Consider the following 24854-nt stretch of genomic DNA (forward strand, 5'->3'; position numbering starts at 1 on the left):
GTATATCATTTAAATTTTATTGTGGCTCTTGGGAATATTTTGATTTTTATTACATGAACTCATGCGGAAATTTGAGTGCGCTCTCCATTCGACCTGTTGATCATGTTTCCCGTGGGAAAAAACGAAGCAGTATTCTTGAACCTCGAGTCAGCAAAATGTGTGGTTAGGTTCAGATGACAGATGGTCGCGACGGGGGCTGTTTATTGCTTTCTTTGCGGTATACTGCGCGGCCTTCGGCCGGTTCGTCCGGCCATTTTTCCTACAACAAGCCACGCATTCTGCGTGGCTTGTTGTTTTTGACGCGCCTGCGGGCGCCCAGAGAGAAGAGGCGCGACGATGAGTGCACTGGTTGGCGTGATCATGGGCTCCAAGTCCGATTGGTCCACCCTTAGCCACACCGCCGATATGCTGGAAAAGCTCGGCATCCCGTACGAGGTCAAGGTGGTTTCCGCCCACCGCACCCCGGATCTGCTGTTCCAGTACGCCGAAGAGGCTGAAGGCCGCGGCATCGAGGTGATCATCGCCGGTGCCGGTGGCGCAGCCCACCTGCCAGGCATGTGTGCGGCCAAGACCCACCTGCCGGTGCTGGGCGTGCCGGTGCAGTCGGCGATGCTCTCGGGCGTCGACTCGCTGCTGTCGATCGTGCAGATGCCGGCCGGTATTCCGGTCGCCACTCTGGCCATCGGCAAGGCCGGCGCGATCAACGCAGCGCTGCTGTCGGCGAGCATCCTGGGCGCCAAGCATCCACAATTCCACGCGGTACTGAAAACCTTCCGTGCCGAGCAGACAGACAGCGTCCTGGACAATCCAGACCCACGTATTGCCTGAGGTTGTTGAGATGAAGATCGGTGTAATCGGTGGCGGCCAGTTGGGTCGCATGTTGGCTCTGGCGGGCACTCCGCTGGGCATGAACTTCGCTTTCCTCGACCCTGCGCCGGACGCGTGCGCCGCTGCGCTGGGCGAACACCTGCGGGCCGATTACGGCGATCAGGATCATCTGCGCCAGTTGGCCGATGAAGTCGACCTGGTGACCTTCGAGTTCGAAAGCGTTCCGGCCGAAACCGTGGCGTTCCTTTCGCAATTTGTGCCGGTCTACCCGAGCGCCGAAGCGCTGCGCATCGCTCGCGACCGCTGGTTCGAAAAGAGCATGTTCAAGGACCTGGGGATTCCGACCCCGGCGTTCGCCGACATCCAGTCGCAAGCCGACCTGGACGCCGCCGTCGCGTCGATCGGCCTGCCGGCCGTGCTGAAAACCCGCACTCTGGGTTACGACGGCAAGGGTCAGAAAGTCCTGCGCAAGCCGGAAGACGTGGTCGGTACCTTCGCCGAACTGGGCAGCGTGCCTTGCCTGCTGGAAGGCTTCGTGCCATTCACCGGCGAAGTGTCGCTGATCGCCGTGCGCGCCCGCGATGGCGAGACGAAGTTCTATCCACTGGTGCACAACACCCACGACAGCGGCATCCTCAAGCTGTCGGTCGCCAGCTCCGATCACCCGCTCCAGGCCCTGGCCGAAGATTATTCCAGCCGCGTGCTGAAGCAGCTGGATTATGTCGGTGTGATGGCGTTCGAGTTCTTTGAAGTCGACGGCGGCCTCAAGGCCAACGAAATCGCACCGCGCGTGCACAACTCCGGGCACTGGACCACCGAAGGCGCCGAGTGCAGCCAGTTCGAAAACCATCTGCGGGCCGTTGCCGGTCTGCCGCTGGGTTCGACCGCCAAGGTCGGCGAGAGCGCGATGCTCAACTTCATCGGCGTTGTTCCGCCGGTTGAAAAAGTCATCGCCATCGACGATTGCCACCTGCATCACTACGGCAAGGCCTTCAAGGCCGGGCGCAAGGTCGGTCACGCCAACCTGCGCTGCAAGGACAAGGCAACTCTCGAGCAACAGATCCTCAAGGTCGAAGCGCTGATCGCCGAGTAACGACAGTTTCATCTGGCAGCGGCGGAACCATTAAGGGGCCGCCGTTCTCTGATGGCAGGATGCGAAAGTCTGGCTAGGCTTCATCGCATATCTACCATTCAGAGGGAAATGCCATGGGAATTATCGGAACCATCTTTATCGGCCTCATTGTCGGCCTGCTGGCGCGGTTCCTGAAACCGGGCGATGACAGCATGGGCTGGATCATGACCATCCTGCTCGGTATCGGCGGTTCGCTGGCAGCCACCTACGGCGGCCAGGCCCTGGGCATCTATCAGGCCGGTCAGGGCGCAGGCTTCATCGGCGCACTGGTCGGCGCGATCGTGCTGCTGGTGATCTACGGCCTGATCAAAAAGAACTGATCCAAAGCGACAAAGCCCTCTCTGCCAATCCGGCGGGGAGGGCTAGAATGCTCGGCGATTCAGCGTTCCCTCCCTATTCGAGCATCCTTTACCGAGCACTTTCATGCGCCGTCTTCTGTTGACTCTCCTTTTGCTGGGCAGTGGTCTGGCCCACGCCGGCGAACTGCCGGAAACCGACTGGCTGGAACTGATGCCCAAGTCGGACCAGAAAGCCCTTGAGGCCATGCCTGAAATCGACCACAACTCTCCGGAAGCCACCGGCACCTTCACCCAGAAAGGCGGGATGAAGCAGGCCAAAGGTTTGCCGGCGGTGATGTATTCGACCAAGACCGTGGCGTCGATGAACGACAAACACATCCGCATCGGTGGTTATCCGGTGCCGCTGGAATCCGACGCCAAGGGTCGCAGCACGCTGTTCTTCCTCGTGCCGTATCCGGGCGCGTGCATCCACGTGCCGCCACCGCCACCGAATCAACTGGTGCTGGTGCGCTATCCAAAGGGCTTGAAGCTGGATGACATCTACACACCGCTGTGGGTGACCGGCACGCTGAAGATCGAAAAGGTCAGCAATGATCTGGCCGATGCGGCGTACGCGCTGGAAGCGGACAAGGTGCGGGTGGTGCAGGAATCTGATCTGTAATACACAGCCGCAAACGAAAATCGCAGCCCCGGGGCTGCGATTTTTGTTTTCAGAGTGGCTGGCTGCCGATGCGGACACCCATCGTGTGACTAGCGCCCGGTGCCAGTGTCACGACATCGTCTATCACGTTCGCCGTCTCGATGCACAGCATGCGCTGCCAGCCGTCGTTGTCCATGTCGCTGAGCGCCGCTGCGCGGTCGATCCACGGGTTCCAGATCACCGCTGTGCGCGAGCCGGTAGCCGTCAGCACAATGCGCCGCTCCCAGGCCGGGTCGACGATGCTCAGTTGCGGCGGGGCGTCGAGATAGATGCGGTCGGTTTCGCCGGCAAAGTGCAGGTCGCCTTGCTGGGTGCAGGTCTTCCAGTCGTCGAGGGTCTCGATGTAGTTCAAGCCATCGACGCCGGCGACGCGCACGTTGCGCACGTCGCTGACGGAAAAATACGTGTGCAACGCCTGACTGAGGCTGACGGTGTCGTTGCCACGGTTGTGGCTGGTCAGGCTGAACTGCAATTGCTCGGACAAGTGCAGGGTCAGGGTCAGATCGACCTGATGCGGCCAGCCCGGCAGTCCGCCTTCGGGACGGGGCAGCCTGAATTCGACCTTGACGCCGTCAGCCTCTGATTCGATGCCGCCCAGCTCCCAATCCATTGCCCGCACCAGGCCGTGCGCGGGGGCTGGTTGCGCACCTGTGTACATGGCCTGCACGCTCTGCGGGTTGCGTTCGAACTTGCCGAACCACGGCCAGCACACCGGCACACCGGCGCGGATGCTTTTGCCGGTCTGGAACACGGCCTTGTCGTTGAGCCAGATGATCGGCGGCTGGCCATCGATCTGATAACTGAGAATGTGCGCACCTTGCTGGGCCACCAGCACTTCGGCCTGACCGTGGCGGATGCGCCAGCAGTTCAGTTCATCCAGTTTCACGGCTTCAACGTTGGGCGTGTTCATGGGGCAACTCTCGATCAGCAACTTGGACGACTATCGACCGTGAAACGGTCGCGAGGTTTAACGTGCGCGTGGCGGAACCGAGCGAGTGCGACCGCTGCCATCGATGGCAACGAACACAAACACCGCTTCAGTCACCTTGCGCCACTCGCTGGACAGCGGGTCGTCGCTCCACACCTCGACCATCATCTGGATCGAGCTGCGGCCGATTTCCAGGGTCTGGGTATAAAAGGACAATTGCGCGCCGACGGCCACCGGGACCAGAAACGCCATGCGATCAATGGCAACGGTCGCGACACGGCCACCGGCAACACGGCTGGCCATGGCCGTGCCGGCCAGGTCCATCTGTGCCACCAGCCATCCGCCGAAAATATCGCCGAAGCCGTTGGTTTCGCGGGGAAGCGCGGTGATTTGCAAAGCCAGGTCGCCTTGCGGGATCGGATCTTCTTGTTCTAGCTCTATCATGCCGGGGGGCCTCTGACCCGTGACTCTTCGTGGGTGCTGCTGGTGGTAGCCGTCTTCGGGAAAAACGATTCAGCACCGAACATACTACGTTCGTCACGTTTTCCATCAGGCGCCTAAGGAGAAACTCTGCGAAACCGGCTAATCCCGAGCAAAGGTCGGGCCAACGACGTTTTCGCACAGCAACCCCCTACAAACCGGAGCAAGGTTGCGAGTATATCGGTCGGTAGACTCCGCGACGACCGTCCGGTTCTCATTTCGACCGGCAAATACGCGCCTCTATGTGCTTTTTCGAACAATTTGCTATGGTGCCGAACCTGCCCGAGCCACAGCCAGCGTTGTTGTGGCGGCAGATCCGACTATAAGAGAAGACCTTGCCATGACCACAGCGCCCTCGAGCCTCGCGCAGCCCGACCAACCCGCACGACCGTTGACCCGCAATGACTACAAGACTCTGTCGCTATCGGCCCTGGGGGGCGCGCTGGAGTTCTACGATTTCATCATTTTCGTGTTCTTTGCCACCGTGGTCGGCAAATTGTTCTTCCCGGCCGACATGCCTGAGTGGCTGCGCCTGATGCAGACCTTCGGCATCTTTGCCGCCGGTTATCTGGCGCGGCCGCTGGGCGGAATCGTGATGGCGCACTTCGGCGACCTGCTGGGGCGCAAGAAGATGTTCACCCTGAGCATTTTCATGATGGCGGTGCCGACCCTGATCATGGGCCTGCTGCCGACCTACGCGCAGATCGGCATGTGGGCGCCGATTCTGCTGCTGTTGATGCGCGTCATTCAGGGCGCGGCGATTGGCGGCGAAGTGCCGGGGGCGTGGGTCTTCGTTTCCGAACACGTGCCCGGCAAGCACATCGGCTACGCCTGCGGCACCCTGACCAGCGGCCTGACGGCGGGCATCCTGCTCGGCTCGCTGGTCGCTACTGCGATCAACAGTATCTATACGCCTGTGGAAGTTGCGGATTACGCCTGGCGGATCCCGTTCCTGCTCGGCGGCGTGTTCGGTCTGTTCTCGGTCTACCTGCGTCGCTGGCTGCACGAGACCCCGGTGTTCGCCGAGCTGCAACTGCGTAAGGCGCTGGCCGAGGAAGTGCCGCTGCGCGCCGTACTGCGCGACCATCGCGGGGCCATTGCGGTGTCGATGCTGCTGACCTGGCTGCTGTCCGCCGGTATCGTTGTGGTGATCCTCATGACCCCGACCGTGCTGCAGACGGTCTATCACTTCTCGCCGACCACTGCGTTGCAATCCAACAGCTTGGCGATCGTGTTCCTGAGCTTCGGCTGCATCATTTCCGGTGCGCTGGCGGATCGCTTTGGCGCCGGTCGCGTGTTCGTGTTCGGCTGCCTGGGCTTGCTGGCCAGTTCCTGGACCTTCTATCACAGCCTCGCCGATCACCCGAACTGGCTGTTCCCGCTGTACGCGCTGACCGGTTTCCTGGTCGGCACCATCGGCGCGGTGCCTTATGTGATGGTGAAAGCGTTCCCGCCGGTGGTGCGCTTCAGTGGTCTGTCCTTCTCTTATAACGTCGCTTACGCGATCTTCGGCGGCCTGACCCCGATGGTGGTCAGCCTGCTGCTGAAAGAAAGCGCGATGGGGCCTGCCTACTATGTGGCGGTGCTGTGCGGGATGGGGATCCTGGTCGGTGCGTGGTTGTGGAGCAAAGGTCGCTGATTCAGTTTCAGAACTCAGGGCTTTCGCCAGCGCGAAAGCCTTGTTTCACACTCGCCAACCGGCAGGCGAGCACCGTGTTCGAGCATGTGAGCCAAAGCATTTGCGGCTTCTGTTTCGTCGATGACTTGGTGCTCTACCATTAAATCGAGCAGCCATAGCGCGCCGTGTACCTGTAGCCCATCTCTTTGGGCCTGACGGCGCAACCTGCCATCTCCAGTGAGTAAAGGACGGCCCGTTTCCTGCGCAAGCAGGTAGCAGGAGACGTCGGCTAAAGAGCTGTTGTTGTGCTCGATCCTCAACCCCGACAATCGTATTACACCTGCCTCATCGAACGACTCGACAATCAACCCTCTATCGAGCAGTTCGTCGTGTGAAAAGTCGTCGAGTTCGTACATTACAAAGTCAGTGCAACACAGCGTAAACGGCAAGCTGAACATCTGCTCCAGTAATCCGGCATTTCTGAAGTCGATCCAGATATTCGTATCACTGATATAGATCAGATTCATGCACTCTCCAGTGAGCCCAAGAAATTGGGATCAAGTGCGCTCACTGGTTTGCGCAGGAGTTCAGCAGCCCGCGACTTGGTGATCAATCCTTCCGCCAATCCCCAGAACACCAGTGAATCAAAGCGCTGGGGTGGTTTGCACGGCATAGGTTCAGGCTCAGCTTTGCGCCAGCCGTTGGCACTGAATTGAATAGTGAGGGATTTGTAGCCACTTTCGCTAAGTAGCTTCAAATCCTTCAGTCGTCTCAACGCAGCGTGCATTGATATTCCGTATTGGCGTTTGGCGATGAGTAGCTCTCGTGGGTGCACTCTGGAACGGGGATGGCTGCCGAAATCGCCGGTTACGCTTTTGGCGGGATAGAGAAATGCACCGGCAAAACGGTGACAACAGTTTTCTTTGTCTTTCTCCGGCATGTCTTCAGGTAACGCCATAACCCAATGGCCGAGCTCATGAGCAGCCGTAAATCGGATTCGCTCACCTGGACGGTCAGAATTCAAAGCAATCAATACATGGTCGCCGTCACCGGTAGCCGCGCAAGCTCCGTCAAAATCATCTGGGCCGTTGAGCATCGCAACCTTGATGCTGTGCTCTTCCAGTTGCTCAGTCAGATTGGCAATGGGATCGCTACCGATTCCCCAAAATTGGCGCAGCTTCTCGGCTGCGAGCTCAGCCTCTTCCAGGGTCGACACCGGGAGCATCTGCGCGGGGGTGGCAGGGGTGTGGATATCCGCAGGATCGAAGCATTGCTCAAGTGAAATGTAGCGTTCGAGATGTTCCCGAATTTTTTCTTCAACCTGAGCTTGGCGATACTTGGGCATTTTGGCCAGCTTTCGAAACTCAAGAGGTGCCAGCGGAATAACCTCCGCGCGGAAAAAATATTCGGGACTGACCTGAAGTGCCTTGGCCAGTTGCAGCAGGCGAGAAGAGTTTGGAGTGCTCAACCCCTTCTCATATTTGCTTAACGCTTGTTTAGTGATGTCGCCAAGCTGGGCCGCCAGACCCTCTAGGGTGAGGCCTCGTTGCAGGCGGGCGCGGCGAATTCGGTCGTTTATCATGAGTTCCTCTCGTGGTTGACAAGGCTATCTTTTGCATTTGATTTGTCAACCTGCTGCGGAATTCATTTTTTGTGACGCCTCGGATGCTGGCCTTTCATCCAATTGTCATATTTCAGCCATAGAGTGTTCACACGGCCTGCTGATACTTGGCCCCGACTTAACACACCCTATCTGCTAGGAGTAAGGCATGAAACTGAAGCGTTTGATGGCGGCAATGACTTTTGTCGCTGCTGGCGTTGCGACTGCCAACGCGGTTGCCGCTGTTGACCCTGCTATCCCGAGCTACACCAAGACCACTGGTGTGTCGGGCAACCTGTCCAGCGTCGGTTCCGATACCCTGGCCAACCTCATGACCCTCTGGGCTGAGAACTACAAAAAAGAATACCCGAACGTAAACATTCAGATTCAGGCTGCCGGCTCCGCCACTGCGCCACCTGCGCTGACTGAAGGCACCTCCAACTTAGGTCCCATGAGCCGCAAGATGAAGGACACCGAACTGGCGGCCTTCGAACAGAAATACGGCTACAAGCCAACTGCTATCCCGGTTGCCGTGGACGCCCTGGCTGTTTTCGTACACAAGGACAACCCGATCCAGCACCTGACCATGGAACAGGTTGACGCGATCTTCTCGTCCACCCGTCTGTGCGGCGCCAAGACCGACGTTAAAACCTGGGGTGACCTGGGCGTGACCGGCGACCTGGCCAACAAGCCGGTTCAACTGTTCGGCCGTAACTCGGTATCCGGCACCTACGGCTACTTCAAGGAAGAAGCCCTGTGCAAAGGCGACTACAAGCCTAACGTCAACGAACAACCAGGCTCGGCTTCGGTCGTGCAGTCGATCAGCTCCTCGCTGAACGGCATCGGTTACTCGGGCATCGGCTACAAGACCGCCAGCGTGAAAACCGTTGCTCTGTCGAAGAAGGGCAGCACTGACTTCATCGAAGACACCGAAGAAAACGCCCTGAACGGCAAATACCCGCTGTCGCGTTTCCTGTACGTGTACGTCAACAAGGCCCCGAACAAGCCTCTGGCCCCGCTGGAAGCCGAGTTCGTGAAACTGGTTCTGTCGAAACAGGGCCAGGAAGTGGTCGTGAAAGACGGCTACATCCCGCTGCCAGCCAAGGTTGCTGCAAAAGCACTGGCTGACCTGGGTCTGCAGGAAGGCGGCGCTGAAGTCGCAAAAAAGTAACAAACTGAGTCAGGGGTGAACCCCGCCTGACTCCCGTGTGGGGCCCGGCCCGCAAGCGGCCCGGCCCCCACACTCCCCGAATTCTTCTATCCACTGCCAGTGCCCTGCTGGCGGCGGATTTGGTGCGTCACTGCATTGTCATCTTTCTGTCATACAGGATCGCTAGGGTGTGCGCATGAATGATCTGGCCAATTCCAAAATGACTACGAACCCTCCCAAGCGCATTGACTTCAATACGCCTGAGTTGCAACGCAAGCGCCGCATTCGCGCGCTCAAGGATCGCTTCACCCGCTGGTACGTCCTCGTCGGCGGTCTGGCGGTACTGGCAGCCATCACCCTGATCTTCTTCTTCCTCGCCTACGTGGTCGCGCCGCTGTTCAAAGGTGCTGACCTGACTGCGAAAGATGCAATCACCCCGGCCTGGATGCAGGACGCCGGCAAGCCGCTGATGATTTCGCTCGAAGAGCAGAATCAGGTGGCCATGCGCGTTTCCGACAAGGGTCAGGCGCTGTTCTTCGACATCGACAGTGGCGCTGAATTGAAGCGCGTCGATCTGCCCCTGCCGGCAGGCGCCAGTGTGACCTCCATCGGCGAAGACCAGCCGGGCCATCCGCTGGTGGCCGTGGGCCTGTCCAACGGCCAGGCGCTGGTGTTCCGTCACACTTATAAAGTCAGCTACCCGGACGGCAAGAAAACCATCACCCCGGCCATTGAGTACCCGTACGGCGAGACACCGATCGCGCTGAACGAAAGCGGCGGTGCGCTGGAGCATGTCAGCCTCAATGCCACCGATTCGACCCTGATGCTGGTCGGCTCCACCGGTTCGCAACTCAATGTGCTGTCGCTGACCAGCGAAGAAAACATGATGACCGGCGAAGTCACCAACGAGCAGAAGCGTATCGATCTGCCGCAGATGACTGAACCTGTGAAAAACATCTTCGTCGACCCGCGCCAGCAGTGGCTGTACGTGGTCAACGGGCGTGCCCAGGCCGACGTGTTCAGCCTGCGCGACAAGAGCCTCAACGGACGCTACAAGCTGCTGGAAAACGCCGACGCCGAAGTCACCGCCGCCACGCAACTGGTGGGTGGCATCTCGCTGATCGTCGGTGACTCCAAGGGTGGCCTGGCCCAGTGGTTCATGGCCCGCGACACCGACGGCGAACTGCGCCTGAAGCAGATCCGCACCTTCCAGATGGGCACCACGCCGATCGTGGAAATCTCCGCCGAAGAACGTCGCAAGGGCTTCCTGGCCCTGGATGCCAGCGGCAAGCTCGGCGTGTTCCACAGCACCGCGCACCGCACCTTACTGGTCGATCAAGTCGTCGAAGGCCAGGGCCTGTTCGGCCTGTCGCCGCGCGCCAACCGCGTGATCGTCGAAGCCGGCGGCAAGCTGCAACCGCTGCTGCTCGACAACCCGCACCCGGAAGTTTCGTGGAGCGCGCTGTGGAGCAAGGTCTGGTACGAGAACTACGACGAGCCTAAATACGTCTGGCAATCGACTGCGGCCAACACCGATTTCGAACCGAAACTGAGCCTGTCGCCACTGACCTTCGGCACCCTGAAAGCCGCGTTCTACGCGATGCTGCTGGCTGCACCGCTGGCCGTCGCCGCGGCGATTTACACCGCGTACTTCATGGCCCCGGGCATGCGCCGCAAGGTCAAGCCGGTGATCGAGCTGATGGAAGCGATGCCGACGGTGATCCTCGGTTTCTTCGCCGGCCTGTTCCTTGCGCCGTATGTGGAAGGGCACCTGCCGGGCATCTTCAGCCTGCTGATGCTGCTGCCGATCGGCATTCTGATCGCCGGTTTCACTTTCAGTCGTCTGCCTGAGTCGATCCGCCTGAAAGTCCCGGACGGCTGGGAAAGTGCGCTGCTGATCCCGGTGATCCTGTTCGTGGGCTGGCTGTCGCTGTACATGAGCCCGTTTATGGAGAACTGGTTCTTCGGCGGTGACATGCGCATGTGGATCTCCCACGACTTGGGCATCACCTACGACCAGCGCAACGCCCTGGTGGTCGGTCTGGCCATGGGCTTTGCGGTGATTCCGAACATCTACTCGATCGCCGAAGACGCCGTGTTCAGCGTGCCGCGCGGCCTGACCCTGGGCTCGCTGGCCCTCGGTGCCACACCGTGGCAGACCATGACTCGCGTGGTCATCCTGACCGCCAGCCCGGGCATTTTCTCGGCGCTGATGATCGGCATGGGCCGTGCGGTCGGCGAAACCATGATCGTGCTGATGGCCACCGGCAACACCCCGGTCATGGAAATGAACCTGTTCGAAGGCCTGCGCACCCTGGCCGCCAACGTCGCGGTGGAAATGCCGGAGTCGGAAGTCGGCGGCAGCCACTACCGCGTGCTGTTCCTCTCGGCGCTGGTGCTGCTGTTGTTCACCTTCGTCATGAACACCCTCGCGGAACTGATTCGTCAGCGTCTGCGCAAGAAATACTCGTCGCTTTAAGCAAAGGTAGAAGTCTGTGAAACAGAACTCCCTGAAAGGATGGTTCAAGAGCGGCGCCCCCGGCGTCTGGATCAGCGGCGGCGCGGTGTCCATCGCGGTCATCATGACCATTGGCCTGCTGGCGGTGATCGCCGTGCGCGGTATGGGTCACTTCTGGCCGGCGGATCTGATCCACGCCAGCTATGACGTACCGGGCCAGGGCCAGCATCTGGTCGTGGGCGAGGTGGTGCAGAAAGAAGAAGTGCCGCGCGCCCGTCTGAAGAGCGCCGGCCTGCCGGTGCCGGACGAAGGTCCGGAATTCATGACCCGCGAGCTGATCAAGGTCGGTAACCGTGACCTGAACGGCAACGACTTCACCTGGATCGTCGGCGAGTGGCTGACCGACCAGAAGAATCCGCCGGAGCTGATGGCGCTGGAGCGTCGTGAGTGGGGCAACTTCTACGGCTACCTGGTCAACGTCAAACAGGACGGCAAGGTGATCGCCGAAGGCGAAGCGGCCTGGCCTGAGCTGCAAGCGCGGATCGATCGCGTGAACAAACTTGCCGCCCAGCTCAAGACTCTGGAAAAAGTCGATATCGGTGCGATCAACGCCGGCCTCGAGCGCATCCGTCTGCACGGTCGCAAGCTGGAGCTGGAAGGCAAGCTCGACGCCACCGCGCAAGCGGACATGGAATCCGAGCGCGCCGAGCTGAACGCCCGCTATCAGGACATCGAAGCCCGTCTGGCCGACCTGCACGCGCAGTTCAACCGTGACGCCTTGACCGCTCGTGATGCGAACGGCAAGGAAATCGAAATCGGCCTGGGCAAAGTGGTTCACGCCTACCAGCCGAACGCGATGGGTACGTTCACCAAGATCGGTTTCTACTTCAGCAAGGTCTGGGAATTCCTGTCCGACGACCCGCGTGAAGCGAACACCGAAGGCGGGATTTTCCCGGCGATCTTCGGCACCGTGATGATGACTCTGATCATGGCGATGATCGTGACCCCGTTCGGTGTGCTGGCGGCGGTGTACCTGCGTGAATACGCCAAGCAGAACACCCTGACCCGGGTGATCCGGATCGCGGTGAACAACCTGGCGGGTGTTCCGGCGATTGTTTACGGCGTGTTCGGTCTGGGCTTCTTCGTCTACGTGCTGGGTGGTTCGCTCGACCGTCTGTTCTTCCCTGAAGCGCTGCCGGCACCGACCTTCGGTACACCGGGTCTGCTCTGGGCTTCGTTGACCCTGGCACTGCTGGCGGTGCCGGTGGTGATCGTGGCCACCGAAGAAGGTCTGGCGCGTATCCCGCGCACCGTGCGTGAGGGCTCGCTGGCCCTCGGCGCGACCAAGGCTGAAACCCTGTGGAAGATCGTTCTGCCGATGGCCAGTCCGGCCATGATGACCGGCATGATCCTCGCCGTGGCTCGCGCCGCCGGCGAAGTGGCGCCGCTGATGCTGGTGGGTGTGGTGAAACTGGCGCCGTCGCTGCCGGTGGACGGCAACTACCCGTACCTGCACCTGGATCAGAAGATCATGCACCTGGGCTTCCACATCTATGACGTTGGCTTTCAGAGCCCGAACGTCGAGGCCGCGCGGCCGCTGGTGTACGCCACGGCGCTGTTGCTGGTGCTGGTGATCGCCACCCTGAACCTGTCGGCGGTGTACATCCGTAACCACCTGCGCGAGAAGTACAAAGCTCTAGACAGTTAAAACAAATCCTGTGGGAGCTGGCTTGCCAGCGATGCAGGCGACATGGTGTTTCAGTTACACCGCAGTGATGCCATCGCTGGCAAGCCAGCTCCCACAGGGATCGCGACAAAAACTGAATTTGCGTTACCCGCTGGTTTGGCCAGTGGTTCAACGAACCGAATTTGTTAGCACAGGGGATCTCCCATGCAGCACGAAACACATACCCACGGCATCAACATGTCTGCCCTGGGCCGCGACAAGCAGAGCCTGAACCTCGAGCAGGAAACCGTAGCCATCGAAGTGCCGGGCCTGAGCCTGTACTACGGCGAGAAACAGGCGCTGTTCGATGTCAGCATGAACATTCCGAAACAGCGCGTGACCGCCTTCATCGGCCCGTCCGGTTGCGGCAAGTCCACGCTGCTGCGTACCTTCAACCGCATGAACGATCTGGTGGACGGCTGCCGCGTCGAAGGCGCGATCAACCTGTACGGCAACAACATCTACCGCAAGGGCGAAGACGTGGCCGAGCTGCGTCGCCGGGTCGGCATGGTGTTCCAGAAGCCGAACCCGTTCCCGAAGACCATCTACGAAAACGTGGTCTACGGCCTGCGCATCCAGGGCATCAACAAGAAGCGCATCCTCGACGAAGCCGTCGAGTGGGCACTGAAAGGCGCGGCCCTGTGGGATGAAGTGAAAGACCGTCTGCATGACTCGGCCCTCGGCCTGTCCGGTGGTCAGCAACAGCGTCTGGTGATCGCCCGTACCATCGCCGTGGAGCCGGAAGTGCTGCTGCTCGACGAACCGTGCTCGGCCCTCGACCCGATCTCGACCCTGAAAGTCGAAGAGCTGATCTACGAGCTCAAATCCAAGTTCACCATCGTCATCGTGACCCACAACATGCAGCAGGCGGCGCGGGTGTCCGACTACACGGCGTTCATGTACATGGGCAAACTGGTGGAATTCGGCGATACCGATACCCTGTTCACCAATCCGGCCAAGAAGCAGACCGAAGACTACATCACAGGGCGATACGGCTAGCCGTACAGCTGCAAGCGGCAAGCTTCAAGCGGCAAGTTAGAAGCGATGCGGCAGGGAACACCACATAACAGCTTGCAGCTCGTAGCTTGCAGCTCTTGGTTAAACGCTTTTTCGGAGCGAACGCATGATTTCCAAAGAAGGCCTCACTCATCACATTTCCGCGCAGTTCAACGCCGAACTGGAAGAAGTGCGCAGCCACCTGCTGGCCATGGGCGGGCTGGTCGAGAAGCAGGTCAACGACGCGGTCACCGCGCTGATCGAGGCCGACTCGGGCCTGGCCCAGCAAGTGCGCGAGATCGACGACCAGATCAACCAGATGGAACGCAACATCGACGAAGAATGCCTGCGCATTCTGGCCCGTCGTCAGCCTGCGGCCTCCGACCTGCGTCTGATCATCAGCATCTCCAAGTCGGTGATCGACCTTGAGCGCATCGGCGACGAAGCGACCAAGATCGCCCGCCGCGCGATTCAGCTGTGCGAAGAAGGCGAAGCGCCGCGCGGTTACGTCGAAGTGCGCCACATCGGTGACCAGGTGCGCAACATGGTGCGCGATGCGCTGGACGCGTTTGCCCGCTTCGACGCCGATCTGGCGTTGTCGGTGGCGCAGTACGACAAGATCATCGACCGCGAATACAAAACCGCTCTGCGCGAACTGGCGACCTACATGATGGAAGACCCGCGCTCTATCTCGCGGGTCTTGAGCATTATCTGGGTGCTGCGTTCGCTGGAGCGGATCGGCGACCACGCCCGCAACATCTCTGAGCTGGTGATCTATCTGGTGCGCGGCACCGATGTGCGCCACATGGGCCTCAAGCGCATGAAGGAAGAAGTTGAAGGGACAAGTGGTGAAACCGCTAATGTTCCGGGCGATGCTGACGATAAGTAAGATTGCCTGAGAAAAGCGCCCGGCCCTTTGGCCGGGCGTTTTTGTTTCTGCTTTTCATAGGCAGAACCGAATTAAAAAGCAGCACCCGCGAACGAAAAGTCCCGGCGTGACTGAAGAGTTTTGGCAATGTGCCATCAGCCAGCGTTATGCTTGCCGGGATTTTAATAGGGGTGTTGGATGAGCAAGATCAGTGTGTTGGTCGTGGACGATGCATCGTTCATTCGTGACCTGGTGAAAAAGTGCCTGCGTAATTACTTCCCGGGGATTCGCACCGAGGACGCCATCAACGGCAAGAAGGCCCAGGCCATGCTGGCCAAGGAAGCCTTCGACCTGGTGCTGTGCGACTGGGAAATGCCGGAAATGTCCGGCCTCGAACTGCTGACCTGGTGCCGTGAGCAGGACAATCTCAAAACCATGCCGTTCATCATGGTTACCAGCCGTGGCGACAAGGAAAACGTCGTGCAGGCGATCCAGGCCGGCGTCACCGGTTACGTCAGCAAACCGTTCACCAACGAGCAACTGCTGACCAAGGTCAAGCAGGCTCTGAACAAGGTCGGCAAGCTCGACACCCTGATGAACAGCGCCCCGACCAAGATGAACTCGGCGTTCGGCAACGACTCCTTGAGCGCGTTGACCGGTGGCAAGGCTGCCGTGGTCGGTTCCGCACCCGCTGCTGCTGCGGCCAACCCGTTTGCCAAGCCTGCCGCTGCGGCCCCGGCACCTGCCGCCGCGCCACAGCGTGGCCTGCTCAACAGCCCGCCGGTGAAAGCCCCGGCAGCCTCCAGCGCTCCGGCCGGTGGTCGCGGTCAGGGCCAACTGCGCTTGCCGAGCGGCACCCAGCAATGCGTGATCAAGGCCCTGAGCATCAAGGAAGCGCTGCTGGTGGTGAAACGCACCGACACCCTGCCGCAGATCCTCGACAGCGCCGTGCTCGATCTGGAGCAGGGCGACAACGCCGAAATCGCCCGCCTCAACGGCTACCTGCACGCCGTCGTCGCCCACGAGCCGAAACCCGACAGCGACTGGCTGCAACTGACCTTCCGCTTCGTCGACCAGGACGCGCAGAAGCTCGACTACATCTCCCGCCTGATCGCCCGCGGCACGGCGCAGAAGCACTTCGTTCCGGGCGCGTAAGCGCAGTTTTACGCTGATCGTTCCCACGCTCCGCGTGGGAGTGCCTCAAGGGACGCTCTGCGTCCTCACGCATGGGACGCAGAGCGTCCCGGGCTGCATCTCCACGCAGAGCGTGGGGACGATCATTCGCGCATTTTTGAAACATCTGTCGACTAGCCTGGTCTGCTTCAGCTGCTAGGCTGATTCCCAGGCCTTACTCGACAGAATTTTTGCCCATGCCCCTGCGCCTGCTGTTTTTCTGTGGTCTGTTCATGGCCTCCACCTCGACTGTGGCCATGACGATCTACAAATCCACCGATGCCAACGGAGTGGTTTCGTACAGCGACCGTCCGAGCAAAGGCTCCCAGGTGTTCGTGTTTCAGGACCGGATGGTCGAGCGCCTCGAGCGCCAGGTCTATCTCGACATCAAGAAGCAGAAGGGCGCGGACGTGGTATTCGTGCGCAACGATCTGTATGCGCCGGTCGAGATTGCCCTGGCGTTTACCGGAATGAGCAATGTACGCGGCGCACCGACGCAAACGATCCGCCGGGTGTTGCCGGCGCGCAGCAATACGCGGCTGGCGCTGCTGACGGCGGTGTCCGGTGGCAAGCCGCTGGTGTACACGCCGCAGTTCCATTATTCCCTCGGTGACCCGGCTGGCGCGGCTCAGGGCTATCGCTATCCGTTTCCGTGGCGTGGCGGGCCGTTTCGCCTCAGCCAGGGCGCCAACGGCGACTACAGCCACTTCGGGCCGAAGAACAAGTACGCGATGGACATCGCCATGCCGGTCGGCACGCCGATCATTGCGGCGCGGGCCGGGGTGGTGGTGAAGACCGAGAATTCCCAGAACGGGCGCGGCACTGATCCGTCCGGCAACTTCGTGCGGATACTGCACGACGACGGCACGATGGGTGTGTACCTGCATCTCAAGCAAGGATCGGTGAGTGTCCGGGAGGGGCAACGGGTTACGGTGGGTAGCCCGCTGGCGCTGTCAGGCAATACCGGCAACAGCAGCGGCCCGCACCTGCACTTCGTGGTGCAGCGCAATACCGGGATGGGGCTGGTGTCGATTCCGTATCAATTCAACCGGCCGCTGGGGGCGTTGCCCAACTTTGCGTTGGGCAAGCAGTAAACCCGTCAGTCGAGCATCAGCACCTTGGCCAGAATGATCTTCGGACCTTTCATCTTCTTGATGATGATCCGCAGACCTTCGACTTCCAGCACTTCTTCCTCTTCCGGCACCCGTTTCAGGGTTTCGTAGATCAGCCCGGCGAGGGTTTCGGCTTCGATGTGATCCAGGTCGATCCCCAGCAGGCGTTCAACCTTGAACAGCGGCGTATCGCCCCGCACCAGCAACTTGCCCGGCTGGTAGGCGAGGATCCCGCGTTCGGCCTTGCGGTGTTCGTCCTGGATATCGCCGACCAGCACTTCCAGCACGTCTTCCATGGTCAGGTAGCCGATGATGTTGCCGTCGGCTTCTTCGACCACGGCGAAGTGCGAGCCGCCCTTGCGGAACTGCTCCAGCAGCTGCGACAACGGCATGTGCCGGGAGACGCGCTCCAGCGGGCGGGTCAGTTCGGCGAGGTTGAACGACTCGGGAATGTGGTCCAGCGCCGCCAGTTCCAGCAGCAGATCCTTGATGTGCAGCAGGCCGACGAACTCCTTGCGCTCGCTGTCGTACACCGGATAACGGCTGAACTTGTGGCGACGGAACATCGCCAGGATTTCTTTCAGCGGGGCGTTGAACTCGAGGGTGATCAGGTCTTCTCGGGAGTTGGCCCAGTCGACCACTTCCAGTTCGCCCATTTCCACCGCCGAGGCCAGTACGCGCATGCCCTGGTCGCTCGGGTCCTGGCCACGGCTGGAGTGCAGGATCAGTTTCAGTTCTTCGCGGCTGTAATGGTGCTCGTGATGCGGGCCGGGTTCACCTTGCCCTGCGATGCGCAGGATGGTGTTGGCACTGGCATTGAGCAGGTAGATCGCCGGGTACATGGCCCAGTAGAACAGGTACAGCGGCACCGCCGTCCACAGCGACAGCAGCTCGGGTTTGCGGATCGCCCAGGATTTGGGTGCGAGTTCGCCGACCACGATGTGCAGGTACGAAATGATGAAGAACGCGGTGAAGAACGAGATGCCTTTGACGACTTCGGCCGACTGCACGCCGACCGCGCTCAGCAGCGGTTCGAGAATGTGCGCGAACGCCGGCTCGCCGACCCAGCCCAGGCCGAGGGAGGCGAGGGTGATACCGAGCTGGCACGCCGAGAGGTAAGCATCGAGCTGACTGTGTACGGTGCGCAGGATGTGCCCGCGCCAGCCGTGCTGTTCAGCGATGGCTTCGACCCGGGTCGAGCGCAGTTTGACCATGGCGAACTCCGCCGCAACGAAGAAGCCGTTGAGCAGAACCAGGATCAGAGCGAAAAGAATCATGCCGAAATCGGCGAATATTGTTGCGAGGGACAAGCCAGGGGAAGGGTCCATGATGGAGTTTTGCGGGTTCCGTGTGATTCGAAAGAAAGAAAAATCCGCACCTGAAAGGCAGGCGCAAGTCAGCCAATGTAGCGGCTGACCTGGCGATTGCCTAGTCCGGCATTACTCAGCGGCGCTGATGACCCGTGCCTGAGCGACCTGGGCCGGGGCGAAATGGCAGGTGAACGTGCTGCCATGACCGGGCACGCTGCTGATCTCCATCCGTGCGCGATGGCGCAGCAGCACGTGTTTGACGATGGCCAGGCCCAGACCCGTGCCGCCGGTGTTGGAGTTGCGGCTGGAGTCGACGCGGTAGAAGCGTTCGGTCAGGCGCGGCAGGTGTTTGCTGTCGATGCCGATTCCGGAATCCTGCACGCTCAGGTGCGCGCCCTGATCGTCGCCCCACCAGCGGATGCGGATATTGCCTTCGGCCGGGGTGTATTTGACGGCGTTGAACACCAGGTTGGAAAACGCACTGCGCAGTTCTGCCTCGCTGCCCTTGAGCAGAATGCTGGTGTCGGCTTCCAGGGTGATTTTCTGATTCTTCGAACCTGACAGCTGCTGGGCGTCGCTCTTGATCGACTGCAGCAGGGTGTCGATGTGCACCGGCTGATTGTCCGACGGGTAATCGGTGGCTTCCAGCTTGGCCAGCAACAGCAAGTCGTTGAGCAGGGTCTGCATGCGCCCACCCTGTTGCTGCATCTGCTGCAGGGCGCGGCTCCAGCGCGGGTTCACTTCCTCGACGTTGTCGAGCAGGGTTTCCAGGTAGCCGCAGATCACCGTCAGCGGGGTGCGCAGCTCATGGGAGACGTTGGCGATGAAGTCTTTGCGCATCTGTTCCAGTTGATGGATGCGCGTGACGTCGCGCACCAGCATCAAGTGTTCGTTGTTGCCGTAGCGCGTGAGGTACAGCTGGATGCGTACGCGATCGTTGGTCGGCGAGGGGATTTCCAGCGGTTCGGCGTAGCTTTCCTGCTCGAAGTATTCCTTGAAGCGCGGATGCCGGACCAGGTTGGTCACCGGTTGACCGCTGTCCTGCGGGGTCTTGAGGCCGAGCAGGGTTTCGGCGGCGCGGTTCCACCATTCCAGGTTGCCGTCGCTGTCGAGCATGATCACCGCGTCTTTCAGCGCAGCGGTGGACTCCTGGACGCGGTCGATCACCGCTTGCAGGCGCCCGCGTACCCGTTGGTCGCGGCGTTGCAGGTGGTAGATGCTGTCGAACACCTCGCCCCACAGGCCGTAACCGTCGGGCGGTGCTTCATCGGGTTGGTGCAGGCGCAGCCATTCGTGCAGGCGCAGCAGTTGCTTGAGCGTCCAGGCCAGGTACAGGCCCAGGCCTGCCGCCAGACTCCAGCCGTAATAACCGGTGATCAAACCGATCACCAGGCAGCCGGTGACCAGCAACAGCATGTGGCGAATCAGGGTGCCATGCCAGTTTTGATTCACGGAGCGTCCTTAACACAGCTTCAAGTTTCAAGCCGCAAGCTATAAGTCAGGGCGGCTCGCTGTTGCTTGCCGCTTGTAGCTCGCAGCTTGCGGCTGTTTTCAAGCTTTGGTGGAGAACCGGTAGCCGGTGCCGCGCACGGTTTGTACCAGATTTTCGTAGGCGTCGCCGAGGGCCTTGCGCAGGCGCCGGATGTGCACGTCGACGGTGCGCTCTTCAACATAGACGTTGCCGCCCCAGACCTGGTCCAGCAACTGGCCACGGGTGTAGGCGCGCTCCTGGTGGGTCATGAAGAATTGCAGCAGACGGTATTCGGTCGGGCCCATCTCGGCAGGTTTGCCGTCGATGGTCACGCGGTGGCTGATCGGGTCGAGCAGCAGGCCGCCGACTTCGATCGGCGCTTCGCCATCGGTCGGGCCGGCGCGACGCAGCACGGCCTTGAGGCGTGCCACCAGTTCGCGGGGGGAAAACGGTTTGGTGATGTAGTCGTCGGCGCCGACTTCCAGACCCTGAATCTTGTTGTCCTCTTCGCCCTTGGCGGTGAGCATGATGATCGGGATGTCCCCGGTCAGTTCGTCACGCTTGAGGCGGCGGGCCAGCTCGATGCCGGAGGTGCCGGGCAGCATCCAGTCGAGCAGGATCAGGTCCGGCTTGCGGTCGACGATGATGGCGTGGGCCTGCTGCGAATTCTCTGCCTCGAGGCAGTCATAGCCGGCCATTTCCAACGCAACGGCGATCATTTCGCGAATGGGCGCTTCGTCGTCGACGATCAGAATGCTCCTGCCAACCATGCCTTAATCCTCTTGTCATTTAACTGTCTTGCGCCGCATTAGATAACGGAATTATTGCAGTCGTGTGACAGTATTTTAGTCCGGCGGCGATTGTGCGAATCCTGAACTAAGCTCTAAGTCCGAATCCTGACAACCACAAGAGAAGGTTTCCATGACTCAAATGACTGCTTCCTTTAAGGCTTTGCTGATGGCTGCCGCCCTGACTCTGCCTGGACTGGCGATGGCGGCCGAGCCGGCCATGATGAAAGACGGAATGATGGTCGACCACAACGGCATGACGCTTTACACGTTCGACAAGGACAGTGGCGGCAAGTCGATGTGCAACGGCGACTGCGCCAAGAACTGGCCGCCGCTGATGGCTCCCGCAGGCGCCAAGGCCGAAGGCAAATGGACGGTGATCAAGCGCGATGACGGCATGATGCAGTACGCCTACGACGGCAAACCGCTGTATACCTTTGTGAAAGATGCCAAGCCGGGCGATATGACCGGCGACAAGATGAAGGACGTGTGGCACGTGATGCGCGAGCACAAATAAACGCAAATGCCCTGTGGGAGCGAGCAAACTCGCTCCCACAGGTTCTGTGGATCAACGCAACGCATAATCCAGCACGATCCCGACGAAAATCGCCAGCCCGGCCCAGTGGTTGTGCAGGAACGCCTTGAAGCAACGCATCCGGTCCCGGTCGCGGGTGTACCAGAACTCCCAGACGTAGCACCCGGCCGCCACCAGCAGGCCGAGGTGGAACCATATCCCCAGCTCGAATTTCGACCCCGCGAGCACCAGGCAGCCCAGTGACAGAGCCTGCAAGGTCAGGATGATCACCCGGTCCGCGTCGCCGAACAGGATCGCCGTGGACTTCACGCCGATCTTCAGGTCATCGTCGCGGTCGGTCATCGCGTAATAAGTGTCGTAGCCCACCGTCCACAGCAAATTGGCGATCCACAGTAACCAGGCGGTCGCCGGCAACTCACCGGTTTCGGCGGTGAACGCCATCGGCATCCCCCAGGAAAACGCCGCCCCCAGCACCACCTGCGGGTAATAGGTGTAGCGCTTCATGAACGGATAGGTGAACGCCAGCGCCAGACCACCCAGCGACAGCCAGATGGTTGCGGCGTTGGTGCACAGCACCAGCAGGAAACTCACGCCCATCAGCAGCGCGAAGAACACCAGCGCCTCTTTCGAACTGATCTTGCCAGCAGCAATAGGCCTCTGCGCGGTGCGTTTGACGTGGCCGTCGACCTTGCGGTCGGCCCAGTCGTTGATCACGCAGCCGCCGGCACGGGTCAGCACCACGCCGAGGACGAAAATCACGATGTTGGCCAGCGATGGCGAGCCTTTGCCGGCAATCCACAGGGCCCAGAGCGTTGGCCACAGCAGCAGGTAAATGCCGATCGGCTTGTCCATCCGGGTCAGCTGGATGAAGTCCCAGGCGCGCGGGTTCAAGCGATTCAGGGATTTGAGCAGGCTTTGATACATCAGCAGTTCTCCGGACGGGCGCGGACGGCTTCCCACAGCGCAGGCAGGAAAATCTCCGCCACCAGTACGCTCAATGCACCACGGTCGAAACGCGAACGACGGCCCCACAGACCGGTGGCCCGGGAACACTCGGGCAGCCAGTGCTCCGGGTAATGACAGACCTCGATGGCGCGACGCTGGAAGGCTTGATCGCAGAACAGCAGTTCGCCCAGCGAGCGGCTGCCCAGTTCATCCATGTGCAAGCCGTCGCCCTGCAAGGCACTGCGCGACGCCACGCTGCGGGCGAACACCCACGCCTGGCCATGGCCGCGCAGATACACCTCGCGCACCCAGCCCTCGCTGCCTTCGGCCAGGTCCAGCGCGGCGCATTCGTCGTCGCGCAGGGTCTGCCAGCCTTCGAACAGCGGTGTGATGCTGAAGCCGTCATCGGACAGACGGGTCAGGCGGCGGGTCAGGGAGCCTTCGTCGAACAGCCAGTCGAGCGTGGATGTGTCGGGGAGGGGTGTCAGGTGGCTTTGCGGGCACCACAGCGGGGCATTTTTGAGTTGCACAATGAGTCAGTATTGGCAGCAAATGAGGCGGCGAGCTTACCATGGTGAGCCGCGAGTTTGATTGATCCGGGTCGCCGCTGCGCCGAACAGGCTTGCATCTGCCCGGTACGATCAGTACAAAACGCCCTGAGCCGGACGGCAGCGCTGCACCATCGACCGTCCGCGCCGGATTAAGCCTGAACCCTGAGGAAGTACCTGAATGAAAAAGTGGCAATGTGTGGTCTGCGGCCTGATCTACAACGAAGCCGACGGCTGGCCGGATGACGGCATTGCGCCGGGCACCCTGTGGCAGGACGTGCCGGAAGACTGGCTGTGCCCGGACTGCGGCGTCGGCAAGATGGACTTCGAAATGATCGAAATCAACTGAGAAAACACTGAGGAGTAGGGCATGAGCGCACCTGTCGTAATCGTTGGCACTGGGCTTGCGGGTTACAACCTGGCCCGCGAGTTTCGCAAACTCGATGGCGAAACCCCGCTGCTGCTGATTACCGCCGATGACGGTCGCTCCTACTCCAAGCCGATGCTGTCCACCGGCTTCGGCAAGAACAAGGACGCCGATGGCCTGAGCATGGCCGAGCCGGGCGCCATGGCCGATCAGTTGAAGGCCGAAATCCGCACCCACACCCGCATCAGCGGCATCGATCCCGGCCACAAGCGTTTGTGGATCGGCGAGGAAGCAGTGAGCTATCGCGACCTGATCCTGGCCTGGGGCGCCGAAACCGTGCGCGTGCCGATCGAAGGCGATGGCGCGGACCTGGTGTTCCCGATCAACGATCTCGAAGACTACGCCCGTTTTCGCGCCGCAGCGGCCGGCAAGCGTCGAGTTTTGCTGCTCGGTGCCGGTCTGATCGGCTGCGAGTTCGCCAATGACCTGATTCTGGGCGGCTACGAGGTGCAACTGGTTGCACCGTGTGAACAGGTGATGCCGACCCTGCTGCATCCCGCGGCGGCGGCTGCGGTGCAGGCCGGGCTGGAAAGCCTCGGCGCACGTTTTCATCTCGGCCCGGTGCTGACCCGCCTGCAAAAAGTCGCGGATGGGCTGGAAGCGCACCTGTCCGATGGCCAGGTTGTCCCGTGCGATGTGGTGGTCTCGGCCATCGGCCTGCGCCCGCGGATCGATCTGGCAGCGGCAGCCGGCATCCAGACCAATCGCGGCGTGGTGGTCGACCGTCACCTGCAAACCTCGCACGCCAACATTTACGCCCTGGGCGACTGCGCCGAGGTCGACGGGCTGAATCTTCTGTACGTCATGCCCCTCATGAGTTGTGCGCGAGCGCTGGCACAAACCCTGGCCGGCAACCCGACCGTGGTGAACTACGGACCGATGCCGATCACCGTGAAAACCCCGGTCTGCCCGCTGGTGGTTTCCCCGCCGCCACGGGGCCGCGAGGGCGTCTGGACGGTCGAAGGGCAGGGCGCCGACGTCAAGGTGCTGTGCCACGACGCCGAAGGGCAATTGCTCGGTTACGCCCTGACCGGCGCGGCGGTGATGGAAAAACTCGCACTGAACAAACAGCTTCCGGCCTTACTGGCGTAAATACCGGTCGTTCTGTCGGAATCACCCCGCTTTTGCCCCCACAAACGTCGCGGGGAGACTGGCGCCGCCCTTAACCGCGTGCCATCCTCACTCCCGTCTGCCGCAGAGTAGAGCCTGCGGCGCCTTGGGCGCTGTTCCAACGAGAACAGCACGGACATAACAACAAAAAACCGTCAAAGGGGCTTCACTAATGCGTAAACCAGAACTCGCCGCTGCAATCGCTGAAAAAGCGGATCTGACCAAAGAGCAGGCCAACCGCGTTCTCAACGCCGTTCTCGAAGAAATCACCGGCGCCCTGCACCGCAAGGACAGCGTCACGCTGGTGGGCTTCGGCACCTTCCTGCAACGCCACCGCGGTGCCCGCACCGGCAAAAACCCGCAAACCGGTGAACCGGTGAAGATCAAGGCCAGCAACACCGTTGCGTTCAAGCCAGGCAAATCGTTGAAAGACAGCGTCAATCCATAATCGCGGCGAACGCCCGGTCAGCCGGGCGCGTTGCATGAAAAATGGGCATACCGATTGCGGTCGGATGCCCATTTTTTTGGCTGATGGCGAGCCGAGCTGGTCTTGGTGGATCGTTATGGGATTCGTCTAGCCGGTTACCCGTAGGTGGCCAGCACCATTCTGGCGAACTCGTTCTTGCTTGGCTGGTGTCCATAAGATTTCAGG

The 24854-nt window shown here is 60.8% G+C and carries 25 protein-coding genes; 16 read left to right on the forward strand and 9 right to left on the reverse strand.

Going from position 1 to position 24854, the window contains the following annotated elements; all coding sequences use genetic code 11:
- Positions 1–336: 336 nt before the first annotated feature.
- The 4 genes from purE (at position 337) to CAF77_RS00940 (ending at position 2920) form a co-directional block, all read left to right on the forward strand.
- Positions 337–828: a 5-(carboxyamino)imidazole ribonucleotide mutase gene (gene purE / locus CAF77_RS00925; RefSeq protein WP_007954291.1), complete on the forward strand. Its 492-nt coding sequence runs from the start codon at positions 337–339 to the stop codon at positions 826–828.
- A 10-nt stretch (positions 829–838) separates the two neighbouring features.
- Positions 839–1921 carry a 5-(carboxyamino)imidazole ribonucleotide synthase gene (locus tag CAF77_RS00930; RefSeq protein ID WP_011336621.1) on the forward strand — a complete coding sequence of 361 codons (1083 nt, stop codon included), beginning with the start codon at positions 839–841 and terminating at the stop codon, positions 1919–1921.
- Between the two features lie 113 nt (positions 1922–2034).
- Entirely contained in the window at positions 2035–2280 is a 246-nt protein-coding gene (locus CAF77_RS00935) for a GlsB/YeaQ/YmgE family stress response membrane protein (protein WP_003229635.1), read from the forward strand.
- A gap of 103 nt (positions 2281–2383) precedes the next feature.
- Entirely contained in the window at positions 2384–2920 is a 537-nt protein-coding gene (locus CAF77_RS00940; protein ID WP_064379774.1) for a DUF3299 domain-containing protein, read from the forward strand.
- A gap of 49 nt (positions 2921–2969) precedes the next feature.
- Here CAF77_RS00940 and CAF77_RS00945 read toward each other — a convergent pair whose 3' ends face one another.
- Both CAF77_RS00945 and CAF77_RS00950 read right to left on the reverse strand, forming a co-directional pair.
- Positions 2970–3869 (reverse strand): D-hexose-6-phosphate mutarotase, encoded by a 900-nt coding sequence (locus CAF77_RS00945; RefSeq protein ID WP_064379776.1) that lies wholly within the window; start codon positions 3867–3869, stop codon positions 2970–2972.
- A gap of 57 nt (positions 3870–3926) precedes the next feature.
- Entirely contained in the window at positions 3927–4331 is a 405-nt protein-coding gene (locus CAF77_RS00950) for an acyl-CoA thioesterase (RefSeq protein WP_003229628.1), read from the reverse strand.
- Between the two features lie 376 nt (positions 4332–4707).
- Between CAF77_RS00950 and CAF77_RS00955 the strand changes: the two genes are divergently transcribed.
- Entirely contained in the window at positions 4708–6006 is a 1299-nt protein-coding gene (locus tag CAF77_RS00955; protein ID WP_085653931.1) for an MFS transporter, read from the forward strand.
- 14 nt (positions 6007–6020) lie between these two features.
- On the opposite strand, the gene CAF77_RS00960 is transcribed toward CAF77_RS00955, so the two are convergent.
- Complete coding sequence (locus tag CAF77_RS00960; RefSeq protein ID WP_085653932.1) at positions 6021–6512, reverse strand: nucleotide-binding protein; 492 nt, start codon at positions 6510–6512, stop codon at positions 6021–6023.
- A complete protein-coding gene (locus CAF77_RS00965; RefSeq protein WP_064379779.1) occupies positions 6509–7567 on the reverse strand; it encodes a helix-turn-helix domain-containing protein in 1059 nt (352 codons plus the stop codon). The genes CAF77_RS00960 and CAF77_RS00965 overlap by 4 nt, the downstream gene beginning before the upstream one ends.
- A 187-nt stretch (positions 7568–7754) precedes the next feature.
- On the opposite strand from CAF77_RS00965, the gene CAF77_RS00970 reads away from it, so the two are divergent.
- The 7 genes from CAF77_RS00970 to CAF77_RS01000 all read left to right on the forward strand — a co-directional run bounded on the left by CAF77_RS00970 (position 7755) and on the right by CAF77_RS01000 (position 17050).
- Positions 7755–8756 (forward strand): phosphate ABC transporter substrate-binding protein PstS, encoded by a 1002-nt coding sequence (locus tag CAF77_RS00970; protein ID WP_007954316.1) that lies wholly within the window; start codon positions 7755–7757, stop codon positions 8754–8756.
- A gap of 424 nt (positions 8757–9180) precedes the next feature.
- On the forward strand, positions 9181–11214 hold the full coding sequence (locus tag CAF77_RS00975; protein ID WP_170928910.1) for an ABC transporter permease subunit: 2034 nt from the start codon (positions 9181–9183) through the stop codon (positions 11212–11214).
- A gap of 16 nt (positions 11215–11230) precedes the next feature.
- Positions 11231–12901, forward strand: a complete 1671-nt coding sequence (pstA, locus tag CAF77_RS00980; RefSeq protein WP_085653933.1) for a phosphate ABC transporter permease PstA — start codon at positions 11231–11233, stop codon at positions 12899–12901.
- Positions 12902–13084: 183 nt separating this feature from the next.
- Positions 13085–13918 carry a phosphate ABC transporter ATP-binding protein PstB gene (gene pstB / locus CAF77_RS00985; protein WP_007954333.1) on the forward strand — a complete coding sequence of 278 codons (834 nt, stop codon included), beginning with the start codon at positions 13085–13087 and terminating at the stop codon, positions 13916–13918.
- A 124-nt stretch (positions 13919–14042) separates the two neighbouring features.
- A complete protein-coding gene (phoU, locus tag CAF77_RS00990; RefSeq protein ID WP_007954334.1) occupies positions 14043–14804 on the forward strand; it encodes a phosphate signaling complex protein PhoU in 762 nt (253 codons plus the stop codon).
- A gap of 177 nt (positions 14805–14981) precedes the next feature.
- Complete coding sequence (locus tag CAF77_RS00995) at positions 14982–15938, forward strand: response regulator (RefSeq protein ID WP_011336612.1); 957 nt, start codon at positions 14982–14984, stop codon at positions 15936–15938.
- Between the two features lie 215 nt (positions 15939–16153).
- Positions 16154–17050 (forward strand): M23 family metallopeptidase, encoded by an 897-nt coding sequence (locus tag CAF77_RS01000; RefSeq protein WP_064379787.1) that lies wholly within the window; start codon positions 16154–16156, stop codon positions 17048–17050.
- Between the two features lie 5 nt (positions 17051–17055).
- On the opposite strand, the gene CAF77_RS01005 is transcribed toward CAF77_RS01000, so the two are convergent.
- The 3 genes from CAF77_RS01005 to phoB all read right to left on the reverse strand — a co-directional run bounded on the left by CAF77_RS01005 (position 17056) and on the right by phoB (position 20619).
- A complete protein-coding gene (locus CAF77_RS01005; RefSeq protein ID WP_007954342.1) occupies positions 17056–18396 on the reverse strand; it encodes a hemolysin family protein in 1341 nt (446 codons plus the stop codon).
- 111 nt (positions 18397–18507) lie between these two features.
- Positions 18508–19794, reverse strand: a complete 1287-nt coding sequence (gene phoR, locus CAF77_RS01010) for a phosphate regulon sensor histidine kinase PhoR (RefSeq protein WP_232253752.1) — start codon at positions 19792–19794, stop codon at positions 18508–18510.
- Between the two features lie 135 nt (positions 19795–19929).
- The gene (gene phoB / locus CAF77_RS01015) at positions 19930–20619 is read right to left on the reverse strand and encodes a phosphate regulon transcriptional regulator PhoB (RefSeq protein ID WP_007896474.1); all 690 of its coding nucleotides are present in this window, start codon (positions 20617–20619) and stop codon (positions 19930–19932) included.
- Positions 20620–20770: 151 nt separating this feature from the next.
- On the opposite strand from phoB, the gene CAF77_RS01020 reads away from it, so the two are divergent.
- The gene (locus tag CAF77_RS01020; protein ID WP_011336608.1) at positions 20771–21154 is read left to right on the forward strand and encodes a hypothetical protein; all 384 of its coding nucleotides are present in this window, start codon (positions 20771–20773) and stop codon (positions 21152–21154) included.
- Positions 21155–21205: 51 nt separating this feature from the next.
- On the opposite strand, the gene ubiA is transcribed toward CAF77_RS01020, so the two are convergent.
- Positions 21206–22096 carry a 4-hydroxybenzoate octaprenyltransferase gene (gene ubiA, locus CAF77_RS01025; protein ID WP_064379790.1) on the reverse strand — a complete coding sequence of 297 codons (891 nt, stop codon included), beginning with the start codon at positions 22094–22096 and terminating at the stop codon, positions 21206–21208.
- Positions 22096–22647: a chorismate lyase gene (locus tag CAF77_RS01030; protein ID WP_064379791.1), complete on the reverse strand. Its 552-nt coding sequence runs from the start codon at positions 22645–22647 to the stop codon at positions 22096–22098. Before CAF77_RS01030 ends, ubiA begins: the two co-directional genes overlap by 1 nt.
- 199 nt (positions 22648–22846) lie before the next feature.
- Here CAF77_RS01030 and CAF77_RS01035 point away from each other — a divergent pair, with 199 nt between their 5' ends.
- The 3 genes from CAF77_RS01035 (at position 22847) to CAF77_RS01045 (ending at position 24650) form a co-directional block, all read left to right on the forward strand.
- Positions 22847–23014 (forward strand): rubredoxin, encoded by a 168-nt coding sequence (locus CAF77_RS01035; RefSeq protein ID WP_007954349.1) that lies wholly within the window; start codon positions 22847–22849, stop codon positions 23012–23014.
- Between the two features lie 21 nt (positions 23015–23035).
- Positions 23036–24184 carry an NAD(P)/FAD-dependent oxidoreductase gene (locus CAF77_RS01040; protein ID WP_064379793.1) on the forward strand — a complete coding sequence of 383 codons (1149 nt, stop codon included), beginning with the start codon at positions 23036–23038 and terminating at the stop codon, positions 24182–24184.
- Between the two features lie 190 nt (positions 24185–24374).
- Positions 24375–24650, forward strand: a complete 276-nt coding sequence (locus CAF77_RS01045) for an HU family DNA-binding protein (RefSeq protein WP_003213368.1) — start codon at positions 24375–24377, stop codon at positions 24648–24650.
- The last annotated feature ends 204 nt before the right edge of the window (positions 24651–24854 follow it).

This window comes from Pseudomonas sp. R15(2017), assembly GCF_002112685.1.
Lineage (GTDB): Bacteria > Pseudomonadota > Gammaproteobacteria > Pseudomonadales > Pseudomonadaceae > Aquipseudomonas > Aquipseudomonas glycinae.

Excerpts from the sequence above, each read along its gene's own strand:
- CAF77_RS00930 (WP_011336621.1), top strand. The coding sequence starts at position 839 with ATGAAGATCGGTGTAATCGGTGGCGGCCAGTTGGGTCGCATGTTGGCT.
- phoU (WP_007954334.1), top strand. The coding sequence starts at position 14,043 with ATGATTTCCAAAGAAGGCCTCACTCATCACATTTCCGCGCAGTTCAAC.
- CAF77_RS01045 (WP_003213368.1), top strand. The coding sequence starts at position 24,375 with ATGCGTAAACCAGAACTCGCCGCTGCAATCGCTGAAAAAGCGGATCTG.
- CAF77_RS00975 (WP_170928910.1), top strand. The coding sequence starts at position 9,181 with ATGCAGGACGCCGGCAAGCCGCTGATGATTTCGCTCGAAGAGCAGAAT.
- CAF77_RS00945 (WP_064379776.1), bottom strand. The coding sequence starts at position 3,869 with ATGAACACGCCCAACGTTGAAGCCGTGAAACTGGATGAACTGAACTGC.
- ubiA (WP_064379790.1), bottom strand. The coding sequence starts at position 22,096 with ATGTATCAAAGCCTGCTCAAATCCCTGAATCGCTTGAACCCGCGCGCC.
- CAF77_RS00995 (WP_011336612.1), top strand. The coding sequence starts at position 14,982 with ATGAGCAAGATCAGTGTGTTGGTCGTGGACGATGCATCGTTCATTCGT.
- phoB (WP_007896474.1), bottom strand. The coding sequence starts at position 20,619 with ATGGTTGGCAGGAGCATTCTGATCGTCGACGACGAAGCGCCCATTCGC.
- CAF77_RS01020 (WP_011336608.1), top strand. The coding sequence starts at position 20,771 with ATGACTCAAATGACTGCTTCCTTTAAGGCTTTGCTGATGGCTGCCGCC.
- CAF77_RS00965 (WP_064379779.1), bottom strand. The coding sequence starts at position 7,567 with ATGATAAACGACCGAATTCGCCGCGCCCGCCTGCAACGAGGCCTCACC.
- CAF77_RS00935 (WP_003229635.1), top strand. The coding sequence starts at position 2,035 with ATGGGAATTATCGGAACCATCTTTATCGGCCTCATTGTCGGCCTGCTG.
- pstB (WP_007954333.1), top strand. The coding sequence starts at position 13,085 with ATGCAGCACGAAACACATACCCACGGCATCAACATGTCTGCCCTGGGC.
- CAF77_RS00950 (WP_003229628.1), bottom strand. The coding sequence starts at position 4,331 with ATGATAGAGCTAGAACAAGAAGATCCGATCCCGCAAGGCGACCTGGCT.
- phoR (WP_232253752.1), bottom strand. The coding sequence starts at position 19,794 with ATGCTGTTGCTGGTCACCGGCTGCCTGGTGATCGGTTTGATCACCGGT.
- CAF77_RS00970 (WP_007954316.1), top strand. The coding sequence starts at position 7,755 with ATGAAACTGAAGCGTTTGATGGCGGCAATGACTTTTGTCGCTGCTGGC.
- CAF77_RS01035 (WP_007954349.1), top strand. The coding sequence starts at position 22,847 with ATGAAAAAGTGGCAATGTGTGGTCTGCGGCCTGATCTACAACGAAGCC.
- CAF77_RS01040 (WP_064379793.1), top strand. The coding sequence starts at position 23,036 with ATGAGCGCACCTGTCGTAATCGTTGGCACTGGGCTTGCGGGTTACAAC.
- CAF77_RS01000 (WP_064379787.1), top strand. The coding sequence starts at position 16,154 with ATGCCCCTGCGCCTGCTGTTTTTCTGTGGTCTGTTCATGGCCTCCACC.
- purE (WP_007954291.1), top strand. The coding sequence starts at position 337 with ATGAGTGCACTGGTTGGCGTGATCATGGGCTCCAAGTCCGATTGGTCC.
- CAF77_RS01005 (WP_007954342.1), bottom strand. The coding sequence starts at position 18,396 with ATGGACCCTTCCCCTGGCTTGTCCCTCGCAACAATATTCGCCGATTTC.
- CAF77_RS00960 (WP_085653932.1), bottom strand. The coding sequence starts at position 6,512 with ATGAATCTGATCTATATCAGTGATACGAATATCTGGATCGACTTCAGA.
- CAF77_RS00955 (WP_085653931.1), top strand. The coding sequence starts at position 4,708 with ATGACCACAGCGCCCTCGAGCCTCGCGCAGCCCGACCAACCCGCACGA.
- CAF77_RS00940 (WP_064379774.1), top strand. The coding sequence starts at position 2,384 with ATGCGCCGTCTTCTGTTGACTCTCCTTTTGCTGGGCAGTGGTCTGGCC.